10 protein-coding genes are annotated in these 17,045 nt (G+C 34.7%); 5 read left to right on the top strand and 5 right to left on the bottom strand.

Features of this window, described 5'->3' with window-relative positions; genetic code table 11:
* Positions 1–59: 59 nt before the first annotated feature.
* Together A1D18_RS04590 and recO are read right to left on the bottom strand one after the other, a co-directional pair.
* Positions 60–401, bottom strand: a complete 342-nt coding sequence (locus tag A1D18_RS04590) for a glycine zipper 2TM domain-containing protein (RefSeq protein ID WP_245756781.1) — start codon at positions 399–401, stop codon at positions 60–62.
* A 325-nt stretch (positions 402–726) separates the two neighbouring features.
* On the bottom strand, positions 727–1,437 hold the full coding sequence (gene recO / locus A1D18_RS04585; RefSeq protein WP_071662633.1) for a DNA repair protein RecO: 711 nt from the start codon (positions 1,435–1,437) through the stop codon (positions 727–729).
* A 356-nt stretch (positions 1,438–1,793) separates the two neighbouring features.
* Here recO and minD point away from each other — a divergent pair, with 356 nt between their 5' ends.
* Positions 1,794–2,618, top strand: coding sequence for a septum site-determining protein MinD (minD, locus tag A1D18_RS04580; RefSeq protein ID WP_071662632.1), 825 nt, complete (start codon positions 1,794–1,796; stop codon positions 2,616–2,618).
* Complete coding sequence (gene minE, locus A1D18_RS04575; protein ID WP_071662631.1) at positions 2,615–2,893, top strand: cell division topological specificity factor MinE; 279 nt, start codon at positions 2,615–2,617, stop codon at positions 2,891–2,893. The genes minD and minE overlap by 4 nt, the downstream gene beginning before the upstream one ends.
* 12 nt (positions 2,894–2,905) lie before the next feature.
* On the opposite strand, the gene A1D18_RS04570 is transcribed toward minE, so the two are convergent.
* Positions 2,906–3,295: an acyl-CoA thioesterase gene (locus tag A1D18_RS04570; protein ID WP_071662630.1), complete on the bottom strand. Its 390-nt coding sequence runs from the start codon at positions 3,293–3,295 to the stop codon at positions 2,906–2,908.
* 173 nt (positions 3,296–3,468) lie between these two features.
* On the opposite strand from A1D18_RS04570, the gene A1D18_RS04565 reads away from it, so the two are divergent.
* The gene (locus tag A1D18_RS04565; protein ID WP_071662629.1) at positions 3,469–4,110 is read left to right on the top strand and encodes a hypothetical protein; all 642 of its coding nucleotides are present in this window, start codon (positions 3,469–3,471) and stop codon (positions 4,108–4,110) included.
* A gap of 23 nt (positions 4,111–4,133) precedes the next feature.
* Here A1D18_RS04565 and A1D18_RS04560 read toward each other — a convergent pair whose 3' ends face one another.
* Positions 4,134–4,829 carry an HAD-IA family hydrolase gene (locus tag A1D18_RS04560; RefSeq protein WP_071662628.1) on the bottom strand — a complete coding sequence of 232 codons (696 nt, stop codon included), beginning with the start codon at positions 4,827–4,829 and terminating at the stop codon, positions 4,134–4,136.
* Between the two features lie 3 nt (positions 4,830–4,832).
* Positions 4,833–5,537 (bottom strand): bifunctional 2-polyprenyl-6-hydroxyphenol methylase/3-demethylubiquinol 3-O-methyltransferase UbiG, encoded by a 705-nt coding sequence (ubiG, locus tag A1D18_RS04555; RefSeq protein ID WP_071663009.1) that lies wholly within the window; start codon positions 5,535–5,537, stop codon positions 4,833–4,835.
* Positions 5,538–5,705: 168 nt separating this feature from the next.
* Here ubiG and A1D18_RS04550 point away from each other — a divergent pair, with 168 nt between their 5' ends.
* Entirely contained in the window at positions 5,706–10,562 is a 4,857-nt protein-coding gene (locus tag A1D18_RS04550) for an NAD-glutamate dehydrogenase (protein ID WP_071662627.1), read from the top strand.
* 227 nt (positions 10,563–10,789) lie between these two features.
* On the top strand, positions 10,790–17,035 hold the full coding sequence (locus A1D18_RS04545; RefSeq protein ID WP_071662626.1) for an HAD-IIIC family phosphatase: 6,246 nt from the start codon (positions 10,790–10,792) through the stop codon (positions 17,033–17,035).
* The last annotated feature ends 10 nt before the right edge of the window (positions 17,036–17,045 follow it).

Below are 17,045 nucleotides of genomic sequence, written 5' to 3'. Positions count from 1 at the left end.
AAAGAGAAGAAATTTAGCTTCTCTTATCTAAATCAGTATTAAATAATTTTATTGACATGCTAGTAATCAGGGTCAGCGATGATGCGTGGGCGGCCACCTGCGCCATATTGTACTAATACATGTTGTCCGTGATTAAAAGTTGGCATCGATGCTTGTACGACAGAAATTAAAGAATTATTTCTGAGTTTAACGACATATTCAACACCCGTTTGTGTTGAAAGCCCTTTTTGTATTTGGTTGCCCGCAAGACCACCTAATAGGGCGCCGCCGATACCGCTTGCTAAACTACCTCTTCCGCCACCTATTTCGGAACCTGCAATAGCACCCAGTGCACCACCTGCTATGCCTCCCACACCCAGTTCACTGTCTCCAGTTACCTTTACAACGCGACTGCTTCTCACTACGCCCCTAACAACGCGGTGGACTTGCCCGGCGCTAGTTGTGGTGTAAACGTTAGGCGATAGTGAAGATGCACAACTTGTTAAAAACGATAGGGCTAGGATAGATAGTAAGCAATGAATGTGAAACTTCATATGAACCCGTAGATGTTGGATATTATTCTAGTGTAATGTTTAAGTAAATAGTTTGAATAGTCGTTTAAACTTATTAAAAGCTGATATTATTAGATGTCACTCTGCCCGTCAATGTATATTTTAATCCCTTAAAACCAGCTTATTCTTGCCAATAATTAACAAATATCTTTGTGAGTTCGATTTAGCTATTTTATTATACTAATAACTCACGACTACGAATAGCTTTGCCTTCGAGGAGATAGTTTAGAGCAAGACGAAATAAACGTTTTGCATCTAATAAATGGGTGGGTGTATCCCATGATTCATGATGCATCGCTAAAAGAGAGGCGCCAGAAAAAATGGATTGTTTAGGTAGTGAGTTATTTAAGCAAACAACCAAACCTTGACTCGGAATAAATTGATAAGATTGATGGGGTAAAAGAGCTTGATTAGTTAAACTATCTTTATTCAAATATAAGGCATAACCCAACTCAGCTAATAATTTTTTTTCAAATAAACGTAAAGCAAGAGCGGGATTGTCAGGTAAGCTACACAGCGCTGTTTGATAAGCTTGGAATAACTGCGGATAAGGATCGTAGCGGTAAAGTAAACGGATTAATAGTTCATTGAGATAAAGACCGCATACTAAAAGCTTACCTGTTAAATGAGGAAGAAGAATAGGATTAGGTTCTGCATTGAGTAAATTCATGAGATCAGTTTTTCCGCGCCAAGAAAGTAGCAATGGCACAAAGGCTTGTAGTGATCCTTTGAAGCGTGATTTTTTCCCGCGTACTCCACGCGCGCCTTTTGCAATTAGGTTGATTCTGCCTTGCGAGATGGTGAATGCGTCTATTAATAAGCTAGTGTCTCGATAAGGTCGGGTGTGTAAAATATAGGCAGCTTGCAGTGGGTCGGTGCTTAACATGGGACTAAAAGATAAAAATAATGAATAGACGCTATGTACTTGAATTTTTGTCTGTGTTGCGGCTCAATTTGCAATCCTCTAGCTTATAGACACAGATTGCTATAGGGTCTTGGTACTTGCCAAAACCCGTCTTGTATTTTTCTTACACAAAAAATAAACTTTAATCTTTTGTGTAAGAAAACTTCCACTTCTTATGGAAATCCAGTAATATTAGCCTATATAGGTGTTTTAACAGTGCGTTCATCAATATATAGGGATGACCACTTACTAAGCAATGCCAATAACCGAATCTAAAAAATAATCTTAGCTGAAAATGATCGTGACAACATTCTTTAAATTGATAATAGGAGCAACCCTTGGCTGAAATTATTGTTATTACATCGGGAAAGGGTGGTGTCGGTAAAACGACAAGTAGTGCTGCAATGGCGGCAGGCCTTGCATTTCGTGGATTTAAAACAGTCGTTATTGATTTTGATATTGGTTTGCGTAATCTCGATCTGATTATGGGCTGCGAGAGGCGGGTTGTTTTTGATTTTGTTAACGTGATTCGCGGTGAAGCAAATATTAAACAAGCCTTAATTAAAGATAAAAGACTTGAGAATCTTTATATTCTACCTGCTTCACAAACCCGTGACAAAGATGCCTTGACCAAAGAAGGCGTGGAAAAAATTTTAGAAGAACTCAAAAAAGATTTTGATTATATTCTTTGTGATTCACCCGCCGGAATAGAACGTGGCGCAACATTAGCAATGTATTTTGCTGATACCGCTATAGTTGTCAGTAACCCGGAAATTTCCTCGGTCAGAGATTCTGATAGAATGTTAGGAATCTTAGATAGTAAATCTCGACGAGCTGAACTAGGTCTTGATCCGGTTAAACAACATTTACTGCTAACACGATATTCATTAACACGAGTAGAAAGAGGTGATATGCTCAGTGTGGATGATGTATTGGATATATTATCTATCCCTTTATTGAGTGTTATTCCAGAGTCGCAAGCAGTATTACGCGCTTCTAATGCAGGTGTTCCAGTGACGTTGAATGGAGAAAGCGATGCACATCAAGCTTATGCAGATGCTGTTTCTCGTTTATTAGGTGAAGAAATACCTTTTAAATTTACTAAACTAGAGAAGAAAGGTTTGTTACGTCGTCTCTTTGGTCGTGAGGAGATAGCAACATGAGCTTGTTAAATTATATTTTTAGAAATAAGCCTAAAAATACGGCGACGCTTGCTAAAGAGCGTTTGCAAATTATTGTTTCTCATGAGCGTAGAACAGAGAATAACTCCGACTTTTTACCAAAATTACAACAGGAATTGATTGAAGTTATTGCTAAGTATGTTGATATCGATCAAGATCAAGTAAAAGTTGAACTGGAACGAACGGGAAACTGTTCAATATTAGAATTAAATATAACGCTACCTAATGCAGAAATAACTGTAGGCAGTGGCGCTTAGATGTTTCCTTATTTATTTCACGGGAATTAAACGTTTTTCTCCGGGTTTTGATACGGCTACATACACTAGACTTGCTTCTGAAACCTTAATTTTTTTTGATGAACTCACACCCTCTTGGTAACGTTCTGCATAGACTTCCACCTCAATGGTGACTGAAGTTTTCCCTACGGCAGAAACTTTGGTATAAAAACTGGCAATATCATAGATAAACAAAGGCTGTAAGAATTTTAATTCCTTGACAGCAACGGTAACAACGGCTCCCTTCGCACGCTGTGCAGCGGCAATAGCTCCAGCAATATCGATTTGTGACATCAACCATCCTCCAAAAATATCGCCGGTTTTATTGGCATCATTAGGTCTGGTTTTTACACGTAAGGTAGGTTCTAGCAAATTAGTAGTCATCTCTATACTCGGTACAATCAGGAGTTTAAGTATAGCAAAAAATTCTTAATTGGATTTTTTATATTAATATAGCTTTTCCATCTTTAAATAGCCCTAAATAGCCCTCTGCGTTTTTCAAAGTTTTAATGATAAAATTAACAGCCTCATTTTTACTTCAAAACGTTTAAAAAATTATGACGAATGGTACAAATATCACCGAAGAATTAGGTCGCTCCGATGAAGAAACTATGGTTTCAAAGGATCGATTTAGCGAGTTACTGTTTAAACTAGAGCAAGATTTGGAAGAGTTAAAGAAGGAGGATGAAGAAGCTATTTTAGATCAAAAAACTAAAAAAAAGCATAATGAAAATTTAACAGAACCAGAAAAAGAAAATAAAAAATCTGATGAAATTAGTGAAGATGAAGATAATGAAAAAGGGCTTTTCGATTATCATTTTAAAGAATTGGAGAAATTTAAAAAAATTTCAACCCTCCCTTTAGTTCAAATTAAGCATATAAAATGGTTTTTTAGTACAGCGCTTTTTGTTTTAATGAATGAGATGCCAGAAAGTTTTGATATCAAACCCATCGAGATTTATAATTGTATGTTAGATCGCGTGCAAATCAAATCTAAACAAGATTTTCATAAACATTTAAAAGTGTTGTTAGATGAAAAAACAATGGAAAAAGAATTTCCTTTCATGCGTTTTTTTCCTGTTTTAAGTGCAGCAAAAAAGAGAAAGAGCAGTGTTTTGGGTGAAAGTTTTTCTCCAGAGGTTAAGCGGATTCAATTATCTCCTTCGCCTTTGTCATTAGAAAGTCCTTTTAAATCTTAATAATATATAATCAAAAAATAGGATTAAATAGTTGATTGGGTTTGTTTTAGATAGTTAATAATATCAAGAGGAGAAGCGATACTTGCGCTTGCATTCCAACTATTGATATTTTCTTTATCGCTGATATATCCATAAAGTGCGATAAAGCTATACATGCCGGCAGCATTAGCGGCTTCAATATCACGCTTAGCATCACCCACATAGACACAGTTTTCCGGAAGGCAAGCAATGCATTTGCAGGCATGTAATAAAGGCTGAGGATGAGGTTTACTATATTGAAGCGTATCTCCGGCAATAATACATTTAGCTTTACTAAGTAGTGGAAACTTCTTTATTAAATGCTTAGTTAAAAGAGCAGATTTATTAGTAACGATGCCCCATGGCCATTTTTCTTCTTGCAAGTAATTAATTAAATTTTCTACGCCTGGAAATAAATGAGTATGCACGCAAATATGTTGGTGGTAATAATCAAGAAATTGGGTGCGCAAAACAGGAAAAGTGGGATCTTTTACTGTGACCCGTAATCCTAGATTTAATAAACCCGCTACTCCGGAAGATATAGCAGGTCGAACTTCGTCTATGGATAAAGGTTTTACGTGTTGTGATTTTAAAATTTGATTGAGAGCAGCCGCTAAGTCAGCCGCAGTATCTAGTAAGGTTCCGTCGAGGTCAAAAAGTATTCCATTTATTTTTGCATGTTTTAATGTTGAATATGGCATGACTTAAGACCGTTTCCTAAAGGCAGCAAGATAATTGACTTGGATATCTTTTCCTAAGGCATAATGTTGGCTTAGGGGATTGTAGTCGATGCCTTGGAATTTTTGCAGGATCAAATTAGCTTGCCGTGCTGCCGTGGCTAACTCAGAGGGGCGGATAAATTTTCTATAATCATGTGTTCCTCGAGGTAAGAGTTTTAATAAATACTCCGCACCGATAATTGCGAATAAATAGGCACGTGGATTACGGTTTATAGTAGAAAAAAAAATACTAGCGCCTGGCTTAGCCAGGTTGCTACAGGCCTGTATGAGCGAGCAAGGGTCAGGAACATGTTCCAATAGTTCCATGCAGCATACGACATCAAAGGACTGGCTATGAGTTTTAGCGAATGATTCTGCATCAGTAAGGAAATATTTTATCGAGAGCTGATTTTCGATAGCATGCTTTTTTGCAACGGTTATAAGGTCATTACTTTTATCAATACCGGTGACTTGAGCGCCTAGTTTAGCCATTGCTTCGGACAATATTCCTCCGCCACAACCGATATCGATTATTTTTTGACCTTGTAAAGCGTGTTGTGCGTGTATAAACTCTAAGCGTAGGGGGTTGATGGCATGTAAGGGTTTGCATAGGCCTTCAGCATCCCACCATTGCTCAGCCATAAGTGTAAATTTTCTGATTTCTGCTGAATCGCTATTAATAGCTGACATAAAAATTAGATTGTTTTCATTGGTTTTTTGCAAGGAGCGTATTACAATGAGCTAGTTTACTTGACCCCTCATAATGTGTCTATTGGTTATAAACAGGAGTGTAGGAATTTAGGATAGCTTGCCAACTTGTATGGGGAATTTGTTATCACTCAATCTTTATAGCTCAATATGAACAACCTTACTAACCGTGTTTATAAATCGATCATAGATAAGATTTTAAGATTTGCGCTACAAAAAATTCCAAAAGAACAATCTAAGTTATTTACTGCTTTTGCCAAGCAATATTATACTCATACTGATTTAGAAACATTAAAAAGCCGCTCCGCAGAAAATTTAGGAGCAGCGCTTGCTGCCCATTGGAGTCTGGTTTATCGACGTTTGCCTGGCGAAGCAAAGATTCATATTTATAATCCTAGTCTTGAAAAAGAGGGTTGGGAAAGCAAGTATAGTATTGTTCAAATTGTTGCTGAAGATAAGCCTTTCTTAGTCGATTCCACTCGAATGGAGATCAATCGGCAAGGGTTTAATATTTTTTTCAATATTCATTTCGGTAATATAAAATTACGCCGTGATAAACAGGGAAAAGTAATAGAGGTTTTACCTTATGACGCAATAGCAGACAAACAAACTGAAGCCTTAATTTACTTAGAAATTGATAAAGAGGCGAATACTGAAACTCTGAATAAACTAGCTAAAAAACTGGAAAAGGTATTAGAACAGGTTAGTTTAGTTGTAAACGACTGGCCAGAAATGCGATCGAGAATGCAAAGTTGCTTGAAAGAACTAGGACAAAATTCCCCTCCTTATGATCCAGAAGATGTTGCGGAGTCTAAAGATTTTTTGGCTTGGTTGTTGAATGATCATTTTACTTTTTTAGGCAGTCGCGATTATGATTTGAGTAAAGATCATAAGACACTGCGCATGGTCAAAAAATCAGGTTTAGGTGTTTTAAGAGATGAAACCAGAAGCAAAGAGGAGAAACCTTTAACTGAATTACCGCCTGAGGCACGTCGTTTAGCTTTCTCCCCCCAAGTACTTGTTATTTCTAAAACTAATAGTAAATCCAGAGTGCATCGTTCCGTTTATGCGGATTATATTGGCGTTAAACGTTTTAATGAGCAGGGAGAATTAATTGGAGAAAGGCGTTTTATTGGCCTTTATACTTCAACAGTTTATCATAGCGATCCACGCAGCATCCCATTAATACGACGTAAGATACAATTAATTTTACAAAATTCAAATCTACCTTTAAAAGGCCACTCTGGAAAAGCGTTATTAGATATTCTCTCTAGTTTACCGCGAGACGACTTATTCCAAGCTTCAGTCAAAGAGTTAACCCAACTCGCTTTAGGTATTTTACATATCCAAGAGCAAAGAACAGTCCATCTATTCGTTAGACAAGATAATTATCGGCGCTTTATTTCTTGTTTAGTTTATTTGCCGAAAGAGCAATTAAATACTGAACTACAACGCCAGATGGAAAAAATCTTGGTGCGTGAATTCTCGGGTATTGAAATTGGCTTTTCGACATTATTTGGAGATTCTAATCTAGCACGTATCCATTTTTTAATTCGAACTGATCCCAAGAAAGATTTAATCTATGATGTTAAAAAAATTGAGGCGCAACTGACTGAAGTTGCCCGTTCTTGGAAAGAAGAATTGCGCCAAGCTTTGATTGAATATTACGGTGAACAAGAAGGCGCGCGCCTATTGCAAAAATATATGTATGCTTTTCCTAGCGGATATCGAGATACATTTTCCGCAAATATAGCCGTACATGATATTGAACAATTAGAAAGAATCTCTTCAGAACATCCTTTGGAAATGAATTTTTATCCATCGACGAATGAAAAGGGTGTTCCGTTAAGATTTAAATTATTTCAGGCAGGCAAGCCCATCATTTTGTCTGATGCCTTGCCAGTGCTAGAAAATATGGGGCTATGCGTTATGGACGAATGGCCACAAGAAATTACCTTACCGGATGGGCATCGTATTTGGATTAATGATTTCGGTGTAAAACCCGTCCATATTGACGACGTAGATGTTTCACAGGTAAAAGAAATTTTTCAAGAAGCGTTTAGCAAGATATGGTCTGGCGAAGTCGAAAATGATGGCTTTAATCGCTTAATATTGGCTGGCCAATTAACTTGGCGTGAAGTTTCTATATTAAGAGCTTATACGAAATATCTTCGTCAAATCGGTGTGCCATTTAGTCAAGCTTATGTTGAGACGGTGGTATCGCGAAATGCAGGTATTGCTAAAATTTTAATTAAATTATTTAAATATTATTTTGATCCGAGTCGACAAGATGAATCCGGAAGTGTAACGGCTAGTCTAGAAAAAAGTTTACAGTCCGCATTGGATGCAGTCGTTAGCCTAGATGAAGATCGCATTTTGCGAAACTTATTTGAAGTCGTTCGGGCTACTTTGCGAACTAATTATTATCAAACCGATCATCAAAATAAACCTAAACCTTGGCTAGCACTTAAGTTAAATCCTAGTCAAATTATGGATTTACCATTGCCAAGACCAATGTATGAAATTTTTGTGTATTCTCCTCGTGTTGAGGCGGTTCATTTAAGGGCTGCGAAGGTGGCCCGTGGCGGCATTCGTTGGTCGGATCGAAGAGAAGATTTTCGTACAGAAATATTAGGTTTAATGAAAGCTCAGCAGGTAAAAAATGCAGTGATAGTTCCTGCAGGTGCCAAAGGGGGCTTTGTTTGTAAACAATTACCAGAAAATACGGATCGTGAAGCAGTGATGAACGAAGTAATACGCTGTTATCAAACTTTTATGCGAGGTTTATTGGATTTAACCGATAATTTACAAAATAATGTTGTCATACATCCTAAAGATGTGGTGCGATACGATGAAGAAGATCCTTATTTAGTCGTTGCTGCGGATAAAGGCACGGCAAGTTTTTCAGATATTGCTAATGCCATCGCGGCGGAATATAACTTTTGGTTAGGAGATGCATTTGCTTCGGGTGGTAGCGTTGGTTATGACCATAAAAAAATGGGGATTACCGCTCGAGGGGCATGGGAGTCTGTTAGAAGGCATTGTAGAGCATTAGGTTTAAATCCTGATAAAGATGATTTTACCGTTGTGGGCATTGGTGATATGTCAGGTGATGTTTTTGGTAATGGGATGCTGCTCTCTCATCATATTAAGCTTGTCGCAGCATTTAATCACATACATATATTTATCGATCCTAATCCAGATTCGGAAAAAAGTTTTCAAGAGCGAAAACGTTTATTTAATTTACCGCGCTCTACTTGGAAAGATTATAGCGCCAGTTTAATTTCTAAAGGTGGTGGGGTTTTTCTACGCTCCCAGAAATCTATTGTATTGTCTAGTGAAATTAAGAAACTATTAGATATCAATCAAGATTCTATTGCACCAGACGGATTAATTCGTACCATATTAAAAGCCAATGTAGATTTATTATGGAATGGAGGTATTGGTACTTACGTTAAGGCATCCAGTGAAAGAAATGCAGATGTCGGTGATAGAACTAACGATAATTTACGTATTGATGCCAAAGAATTACGCTGTCGTATTGTTGCGGAAGGAGGTAATCTGGGTTTAACACAATTAGGTCGTGTTGAGTATGCTTTGAATGGCGGATTAATTTATACCGACTTTATTGATAATTCGGCGGGTGTAGATTGTTCGGATCATGAGGTTAATTGTAAGATTTTGTTGAACGCAGTGGTGGCTGCGGGTGAAATGACTTTTGATCAGCGTAATTCGTTATTAGCAGAAATGACCGATGAGATTGCTAAACTCGTTCTTTACGATAACTATTGTCAAACACGTACCATTAGTTTAGCGGCGATGCATGCCCAGCAAGAATTAGAATTTCATCGCCGTTATATCCAAGAATTAGAGCGGCACGGTAAATTAGATCGTTCTTTAGAATTTCTACCCGATGAGAAGGCTTTATTGGAAAGGAAAGCATTGGGTAAAGGATTAACGAGTCCCGAAATTGCAGTATTACTTGCCTATACCAAAATGTGGGTAAAAGCGGAATTACTGGAAATGCATTCTTTAGAAGAAGATTATTTAAAACGTGTTTTGGAGTCTGCATTTCCAAAACTCTTGCGCGGTCGTTTTTCTAAATTTATGCAGCAACATAGTTTACGTCGCGAAATTATCGCAACCAAGATTAGTAATGCCATGGTAAATGATATGGGCATTACCTTTGTTTTTCGTTTAAAAACAGAAATTGGTGCAGATATTGCCTCTATTGCACGCGCATATGCTGTTGCACACCATGTGTTCGGTTTCTCTGAGTTGCTTGGGTTAGCAGAAAATCTAAGTGATGATGTTACACCGGCCACTCGTTACGCAATTATGCGTCAGTTTAATCGCTTAATAAGACGTGCAACACGATGGTTTATCTATAATTATAAAGATCAATTAACCGATATTTTAGGGATGGTCGATCGATTTAGGCAATCGATAGTTACACTGAGTAAAAATTTACCCAATTTACTTGTTGGAGAAGAACGAGAGTACTGGGAAAGAAATATCCAGGGATTTATCGAAGCTGGTATATCGGAAGATATAGCTAAGCGTATTGCTAATGTGGATCATGAATATGCCTTGTTAGACATTATTGATGCGGCGCAGAAAAATAATTTGGCCTTGCAAGATGTAGCGGGGCTGTATTTCATGGTGGGTGAAAGATTTGGATTTACTTGGTTGCGATCCCAGATTATGAAGATAACAATTGAAACTTTATGGGATAATTTAGCGAGAGTGATCTTATTGAATGATCTCGATACACAACAACGGCATTTGACGGTTGTTATTTTACACTGTGTTATTGATAAACAGGTTAATAATGAAATCTGCTTGGAACAATGGGAGACAGACAATCAAGGTTTTATTAAGCGCTGGGAGCAATTCTTAGCTGACTTACGTAGCACAGGTGAATTGAAATTAATGATGTTTTCAGTGGTTATTCGAGAATTGGTCAGTATGGTTGACGCCTCTAATGTCTCTAAAGTAATAAACTAGATTAGCTAATTGGTTACTTAAATATTTTCTTTCCCAACTATTTTTTAATTAAAAAATTATTATCCATTCTAAATATAAACATCAAAAATTTAAATTAAATAATAAAATTTAATAATTATTCTAAATTCAATTTCTGAAAAACTTTTATTTTAAAATACTTTTCATATGTTTAAAATGGTAATATAATTTACCTTGTGTGAATTCTTACAACAAAAATGGAATAAAAAATGTTAATTCTTTCTACATTTAATTCGGATTCTCTTCAATCTCCTCTTCAAACTTTACTTGAAAAATTTACTTCTGAGTCTGTAACTATAAAATATAGTAATAAAAATTTAATGGGAGATCTTTTAAGTTTAAATTCAAATCTAGAAAAATCCTATGCTATTTTATTGAGATTATTTGATTTTATAGAAGCAGAATCGTTTATCGACGAGACTAAACTAACAGAGCATTTAGATATTATTCTAGCGCAAATTACTAAACTCAAGCACGAGAAAGGTTCCCCTTTCATAGTTTTTTTATGTCCAAGTCAACCCAACTCACAATTAGAAAGTATAGAAAAATTATTCTTAGAAAAATTAAATAAAAATAAAATTCATACATTGACCATAGTTGATGTTGAAGAAAAATATGGAATAATTAAATTTGATAACCCTACGGGAGATGACACACACACACCTTATAATCCTAAATTTTATAGAGCTATAGCCTGCTTATTGGCAAGAAAATTACATGCAATTAAACAAAAACCTTGTAAAGTTATTGTGGTTGATTGTGATAATACTTTATGGACAGGGGCTGCAGTTGACGATGATGATGCTAAAAAAAATATAGTATTTGAAGAGTATAATATTTTATTACAGAAATATTTAGTTAAACAACAAGAAAAAGGAATCATTATTTGTTTGTGCAGTAGAAATGCTAAAGAAAAAACGGTTTTAGATGTTTTTAAACAACGCCAAGCAGACATGTTTTTAAAAATAGATCATATTACCGCATATAAAATAAATGAGGAACTTAAATCTAAAAATATTAAAGAGCTTGCAGTAGATTTAAATCTTTTTCCCGATGCTTTTCGTTTTATCGATGATAATCCCACAGAAATTTACGACGTAAGCCAAATTCCAGGTGTTCTCTGTATTACTATGCCGCGAAATTTGGAAGAATATAAAAATCATTGGGCTTTTGATATAGATGAGCATGCCGAAATAACTGAAACAGACAAAAAGCGAACTGACCTCTATAAACAAACTGAAATTAAAGCAGCGTTAGCGACAAGATTTTGCGATCCTGTGGAATTTTTAAGATCTCCGGAGCTAGGTCAAACTATCATTATTAATAAAATTAATTCTATTGACACTGAAGATGATAAGAAGGTCATTGTAAGAGTGAATGAATTATCTGGGAGAACGAATCAATTTAATTTATTCCCTGAATCTAAAGCCAAAGAAATTAATGAAATAAACTCGATAGTAAAAAATGATGAAAGAGAAATTTTTATTGGCAGTATCAAGGATAAATTCTCTACAACTGAAGATATTACGGCTATAGCAATAAGTAGTTTAGACCGAAATAGTTTAACTATTAATAGTTTTTTTGTTAGCTGCAGAGTCTTTCGTAGAGGGATGGAATATGAGATGTTGAAGTACATAGCTCAATTTTCTCAAGAAAGGGGTTTAAACAGTATCAAGCTTAATTTTAAAAAATCTGAAAAAAATAAGCCAGTTAGTAGTTTTTTAAATATTTTAAGCGAGCAAACCAATAAAGATCCAATTTTCAGATATTTATGTAATAAAGTAGAGAATTATACTTGGATACATAATAGTCTTAAATTTTTATTTAAAAAATTAAATATTTGTTTGGATTTTAATTCACTCGAATTACATGAAGAGTTTACTTTAACATTGCCTACTCTCAAGGTAATAGAATTAGATATAGATTCTTTGATTCATGCATCCTTAAATCTCTCTCCAGGATTAGAAAAAGAACAACAGAATAAAAAAATTACCTTCAATAGCAACGAAGTCAGTGAAAATTATTTATTAGAATTAAAAGAAATGACAACTTTTTTGCTGTTAAATGACTTTTATATAGATAACAACACGGAAATGCTTTTTTTATCTAAATTAGAGAATTTAGAGAATAAAGTAATACAAATATGCAATCATTATTTAGGTAAAGCAGGACAAGATAAATCTTTAGTTGCGCGTGGTTTGGATTCGCTTAAGGCTACAGAATTACGTTACTATTTGTTTAAAAATGAAGGGATAAATATTACTATTCCGATATTGTTATGTGAAAAAACAACTGCTTTTAGCTTAATTGAATATATCGAAGAACAAAAAATATCCCTTGAAGTAATAGAACAAAATGATAATTTTTATAATCGGATTTTACCTGTTTCTTTTCAACAGCAAAGAATTTGGTTCGCTGAACAGCAAGAATCAACTGATAATAGCGCCAATTGTCATATGACAGCGTGTTATAAAATAAATAAAAAAAATTTAGATATTCAACGATTAGAAAGAGCTTGCCAGAAACTCATAGAGATGTACGATATATTTGGGGCCTCTTTTTCTTATCGAGAGGGTAGATTAACACAATCAATTTTACCACCTGAAGCGAGACATTTAAGCTTCCACATTAAAAAGCTAAAATTGGAGATCTCCTTAGAAGAAGTTATACAGCTTGAAATTAGTCAACCTTGGAGTATGGAGAGTAAAGATCCACTGATACGTTTTGTTATTTTTGAAGCGACTAAAAATTATCATATTTTTATTCATGTGCATCACGCGATTTTTGATGCCGTTTCGCTTAAAAATTCTCTAGATACTTTATCCAAAATATATCGGGATAGTATAATTTCTAATTCTTTCAAGTTAACGGATTATCCCCCTCAATATATAGAATTTATTTACCATCAGCAGAAAAAATTTGAAGATGAAACTTATCAAGCGAGAGCATTAACCTTTTGGAAAAATACTTTATCAAAAATAGAAACAGTAACCACATTACCCACTGATCAATCTTTATCGACATTCAAACCAGCGACTGAACAAGCAGCTGAACGATATACATTTTCTTTAACGCTCGAAGATTTATTAGCCTTAAAAAATTTAGCTCAATCAACGGGTGTTACGTGTTTTAGTGTGGTTAATGCTTTGTTTAGCCTCTTAATTGCTTCTTATACTTATCGAAAAAATATTACATTGATAACAGCGACGAACGGGAGAGGCGAACACCCCTCTTTCGATAAAATGGTTGGTTTTTTTATCAATCTAGTAATTCAGCAATTTGATTTAGAAGAAAACCTATTTTTTGATAAGTATCTTAAAAAGAACAATAAAAAATTCTTAGTGAGTCAAGAATTTCAAGACATTCCTTTTGGTAAAATACAGGAAATTTTATTAAAGCAAGGGATTAAAGATATCTTATTAAGTCCCGCATTTATTTATCAAAGTTATTCTATTCCGGAGTTAAAACTGAATGGAGAAATGGCAGAATTAGAATTACCTAAGCAACCCATAATTTTTGATATGAGAAAGACATGCCGCTTTGGTCATTTCACGCTTTTTGCTCAGGAAAATCAGCAGGAATTAAATTTTGTCATTGAATATGCTAATGACTTGTTTAGTCTATCTTTTATAGAAGGTTTTGCTAAGAATTTTATACATACAATTAGGAGCGTTTGTAATGATCCTAATCAAAGATTGCAAGAAATATCGGTGGTTTGTGATGAAGAACGAAGCCAATTAATTAGATTGGGCAGAGGCCCGAAACTTGATTTTGCTAAAAATGATAATCTAGTAAGCAAATTTCAGCAAATTGTTGAAAAATATTCTGAGAATAATGCACTTTATTATAATGAAATTAGGCTTAGTTATCGTGAAGTTGATAATCAATCGACACACTTGAAGCATGTTTTAAATACAAAAGGAGTAAAGCAAGGTAGTTTTGTAGGGATTTTCTTAGAAGCCAATCACTTATTTTTTATCGCAGAGTTAGCGGTATTAAAAATAGGCGCTGTTTTTATTCCCCTTTCTAAACACGATCCCTATGATCGCCTAAAATCAATTATTGCAAATGCAGGAATTGTTTTTTTCATCTTGGATATTACTGAAGATTTATTTAAAAAAAATGTTCAAATAGATAATTTAATTTGTATTAATATTAATGAGCGTACTTCAGAGCATAGTTTACTTCATAGCTCACCTGCACTGACCACTACGATGGAAGATAATGCCTGTATACTGTATACATCGGGATCTACCGGCACTCCAAAAGGAGTAATACTATCCCAAAAAGCTTTATTTCGTGTGATAAAAACACTGTGTTATATGGTAGAGCCGGGTGATAATATTGCTCAAACAGCGAATCAGGTCTTTGATGCGGCACAACTTGAATTCTTACTGGCATTTTTAAATGGCGCTAGCTTGGTTATCATTGATAAAAATCTTTTGCTTAGTGAAAAGCTATTTACAAAAGAATTATCAGATAAAAATATTAATGTAATATGGTTAACAGCCGGGTTATTTAATCTCTATGCTCTTAAATCCCCTGAAATATTCAAAAAGGTAAAATATTTAATGAGTGGTGGGGATGTTGTGGATAAAAAAGCAGTTGAGCAAGTTTTGTGCTTCAATCCAAATTTGCAATTTATGAACGGTTATGGCCCTACAGAAACAGGTATTTTCGCATTAACTTATATGGTAAATAGAGAAAATTTAAGCGAATTTTCTACGGTGCCTATCGGCAATCCAACTATTGCTGGTACGCAAATCTTAATTTTGAATAGGTTTAATGGGTTAGCACCATTGGGCGCAATAGGTCAGTTGGGTATTTTAGGAGAAGGTTTGGGAGCCTATCATAATAATGAAACCTTACAAAAAAAATGTAATTTGCCTTATCCTAAAAACTCAATCAATGATGCATTCTTGGAGGGAGAAAAGTTTGTTACTCTGTATATGTCAGGAGATAAAGTTCAGTTTAAAAATAATAATATATTATTTTTAGGTAGGATAAATGATGAACAGATAAAAATCCGAGGCAATTTAGTATCCATGGCTGAAATTAAAGATGCCCTTGAAAAACATCCTGCTATAAAACAGGCTGAAATAATATATAAGAAAATAAACGATAAAAATAAAGTTTTAGTTGTTTTCTATACAAAAAATGAAGGAAATATAAACCCAAAGAAACAGGAGTTACTTCAGTTTTTAAACACTAAATTATCACCAGCAATGATTCCAGTTTATTATGAAAAAATAAAGAAATTTCAACTGACAGCCAATGGAAAACTAGATAGAAGGGCTTTATCTCAGTTGCCTTTAACTATGAACGAAGAAAGTGATAGCGATAAAGAAAATATGTCGGAAAAATCAAAGAAAATTCAGAAAAAATTATTATCGATATTTAAGATGATATTACCTTTTTCTCCAACTTTGGATAGTGATTTTTTTGATATAGGAGGGAATTCTATAGAAGCTATTCAGTTATTAGCTAAAATTGAAGAAGTTTTCGGTAAAAAAATTTCTTTTAATATGTTACGACAAAATTCTAGTATACGATCGTTATCTCATGCTTTAGAGCGTGCTGACTATTCAGAAAATGATTTGCTATCCCTTTTATATAAAGGAAGCGATGAAAAACTTCCCCCTATTATTTTTATACACCCTGCAGGGGGTGGTTTATTTTGTTTCAACAAATTGATAGATGCTTTGAGGAAAACTCAATTGCCTAATTATTGTTATGGTATAGAAGACCCGGTCATACTTGATCGGCAGGTTAAAAACTTAAGTATTCCGGAAATGGCAAAAAATTATCTTAAATACATTGGTGAAAAAATTAAAGGACCTTTTATTATAGCGGGTTATTCTTTCGGAGGAATGATTGCTTTAGCAATGGCATCTCAATTAGAAAAGCTTAATCAAAATTGTTTGGGTGTTATTTTGCTAGATACCTGGGTTGTATCGTGTGCGAGCAAAAAACTTCAAACTGCTTTGTTGGTGCCTGTTTTAGAATATTGTAATGAGGTCATAAAAAATGTAAGTGCTAATCCTAAAGTTAAGAATGTAGAAAATTTAATTCAACCTATGATAAAGCAATGTGAATATTATCAAGATATTGGTTTTAAATTTAGACCCGATAAACTCTCTTTAACTCCTATAAGGTTATTCAAAGCAACGGATTTGGATAAGTTTAGGGATATGGAAAAAGAAACCGAATCTAATTTTTTAAAAGATTTTGTCGGTGAAAAATTTGAAGTAAAGCCGGTTGAAGGTAATCATTTTAATCTGCTTGAGGAGAGAGCCGGATTAGCTACATTAGCTATGCAGATTGTGGAGTTTGTTGAAAAAATCTCTCGATCAACTTATAACGCTAATATCAGAAGTTTACCTTTCTTTTCAATTAGCAAACGGGATGTTAACCTAATAAATAGTGCCACGAAACCTCTTAGCCTTAGCAATTAAAACAATATGC

This window comes from Candidatus Rickettsiella isopodorum (assembly GCF_001881495.1).
In the GTDB taxonomy this organism is placed as follows: Bacteria; Pseudomonadota; Gammaproteobacteria; order Diplorickettsiales; family Diplorickettsiaceae; genus Aquirickettsiella; species Aquirickettsiella isopodorum.
This window is presented reverse-complemented; position numbering and strand designations above follow the sequence as displayed.